At 40.6% G+C, this 2911-nt stretch carries 1 protein-coding gene; it reads left to right on the top strand.

Going from position 1 to position 2911, the window contains the following annotated elements; genetic code table 11:
• Positions 1-2683, top strand: a 2683-nt coding sequence (locus tag ACOCD2_RS15650; protein ID WP_419625778.1) for a reverse transcriptase domain-containing protein, incomplete at its 5' end; no start/stop codon positions are given.
• Positions 2684-2911: the final 228 nt, after the last annotated feature.

Below are 2911 nucleotides of genomic sequence, written 5' to 3'. Positions count from 1 at the left end.
AAATTTCTGCTCTTCACTTACATCCAAGACTAAACCTAAAACTGTCTGGAAAGCAATCCGAAAAATCAAAGGGAAAAAATCGACCTCTTCTTTAGGTCACTTAAAAGTCAATGGAAAACTTCTCACAGACAAGAAACAAATTGCAAATCTGTTAGCCTCCACAATTTCTAAAAACTCCTCGTCACAACACTACTCGCCAAAATTTCAAGCCATTAAAAAGCAACACGAGAAAAAACCTGTGAAATTCACCTCTGACAATACAGAAGATTACAACCAACCCTTCTCAATGTTAGAACTTAAACAGGCACTTCAAAAGTCTAATGACTCGGCTGTTGGACCCGATGACATTCACTATAGACTCCTGACTAACCTTCCAGAGAGTTCGTTAACCCTGCTGCTGACTGTTTTTAACTCCATTTGGGAATCAGGAATTTTTCCGCCCTCTTGGAGAGAAGCCACCATAGTTGCGATACCCAAACCCGGTAAGGATTCTTCCGATCCCAATAACTATAGACCCATCGCTTTAACCAGTTGCTTGTGCAAAACGATGGAGAGGATGGTGAACAACCGATTGATGTGGGTCTTGGAATCCAAAGGTTTATTGGCTTCGGAGCAGTGCGGTTTTCGCAAAAACCGTAGCACTGCCGATCATCTCGTTCGATTTGATAGTTACATTCGTAATGCTTTTGCCAAAAAAGAACACGTTCTGGCCATTTTCTTCGATTTGGAAAAGGCTTACGACACTACGTGGAAACACGGTATACTGTCCGATCTTTACGACCTTGATTTTCGAGGCCATTTGCCTACTTTCATCGATGGGTTTCTGTCCCATCGACTGTTCCAGGTGAGAGCTGGGTCCACTCTGTCTGATACGTATGAGCAGGAGATGGGTGTTCCTCAGGGTAGCATCTTGTCTCCGGTTCTTTTCAGTCTGAAAATTAACAATATTGTCAAGTCAGTCTTGAAAGGTTCAGAGGCGTCATTGTTCGTGGATGATTTTGCCCTTTGTATACGAGCAAAGTTCCTCCCACATGCACAGAGACTTATGCAACTGTGTGTAAACAGCGTGCAGGATTGGATCTCTAACAATGGTTTCAAATTTTCCACCAGCAAAACAGTCTGCATGCATTTCTGTAATCAGCGTAACCACTTTGCAGAACCGACTATCTTGTTGGACAAAACTCCTATCAAGGTAGTACCAGAAGCTAAATTTCTCGGTGTAGTGTTTGATCGAACCTTATCCTACAGCAGTCATATCAATTATCTGAAAACAAATTGCCTCAAAGCTCTGGATATTTTAAAAGTAGTAGGCCACACCGACTGGGGGGCCGATCAGAAAACTTTACTCTGTCTCTATCGAGCTCTCGTAAGATCTAAACTGGACTATGGTTGTATTGTATATGGGGCAGCTTCAAACAACATTCTAAAGAAACTGGACCCCATCCATCACCAAGGCATACGGATTGCTCTTGGAGCTTTTCGTACTTCTCCGGTAACAAGCCTCTATGCTAAAGCACAAGAGATGTCCTTGAAAAACAGACGCAAGAAACTCTCAATGAACTATGTTTTAAAACTAAAAACTTGTCCTGATAACCCAGCTTACAGCTGTGTTTTTGAACCACCAAACTCAAAACTCTTTGAAAAATCCAGACTGTCTCCACCTCTTGGTCTCCGAATTCTACCACTGTTTGAGGATTCAAAGATTGACCTGGACGTGGTTGATGACACCACAGTGTCAGATACCCCTCCTTGGAGTCAATCTGAACCTCAGATCTGTCTGTCTTTGACAAAATATAAAAAAGATACCACAAACCCTGAAGTGTATAAACAAGCCTTTTTGGAAATAACATCCAGACATCAAAATCATGTGCAGATATTTACTGACGGCTCCAAAGTCGATGAGAAGGTTGCTGCTGCAGCAGTGTCGTCTGTTGCCCCAAATAGCCCCTTCTCTTGTCGACTGAGAGACCACTGTTCTATTTACACAGCGGAGCTGCAAGCAATTCTGCTCGCTCTTAAACAAGCATATCAATCTCAAGAAAGCAAATTCATGATTTTCTCAGACTCGCTATCCGCTTTACAAGCACTTGGAAAATTAAAAACTGACCATCCTCTGTTAATCCAAATACAAGAGTTTTTACACAAAATTAACGCAGACCAAAAGGAAATTGTTTTTATGTGGGTTCCTGGACATGTTGGTATTCGAGGAAACGAGGCTGCCGATAGAGCTGCGAAAAAAGCTCTGGACAATAAACCGACAGCTGATCTGATGCCTTTTTCGGACCTAAAACCTTTAACTGCCAAATATGTCTATCAAGTTTGGCAAAAAGAATGGGATGAAACTGGTTTGGTATCTAATAAATTTCACGAAATTCTACCGAAACTTGCAGACAAACTGTTGTCTTTTTGTAATACGAGGAAAGAAAACACTGTCTTAAATCGATTACATATTGGTCACTCTTATTTGACACATTCCTTTATTTTGAGAAGGGAAGAGGCTCCTGTTTGCGTTGCATGCAATGTTGTACTCACAGTTAAGCATATCTTAATTGAATGTGCTGATTTATTGGAGATAAGAAAGAAATATTTTGAAGAGAAATCTTTGTATTCACTCTTTCGGAACGTGATTCCGGAGGTGATTTTTGATTTCTTGCGTGAGATTGGTGTGTTTTACAAAGTATAAAGTGTGTTAAGGACATGTTTGTGTGAAGTATTTTTAAAGAGTTGTTTTAAAAATTTTCTGTGACACGTTTTAAAATTTGTTTCATGAATAACTAGGAGATAAACCTAAGTTTGTTTTTAGCCCTGATGTAATCCTCTGTGGTTGACTGGGCTTAAAGCACCAACTAACTAACTAACTAACTAACCAACCAGCTGCCTATCTGAATGCTGTGTGTTGGTCACAGTATGG

Source organism: Thiolapillus sp., assembly GCF_048562965.1.
Taxonomy (GTDB): domain Bacteria; phylum Pseudomonadota; class Gammaproteobacteria; order Chromatiales; family Chromatiaceae; genus Thiolapillus; species Thiolapillus brandeum_A.
Note: the sequence above shows the minus strand (reverse complement) of the source record. Positions and strands in the feature narration are given on the sequence as shown.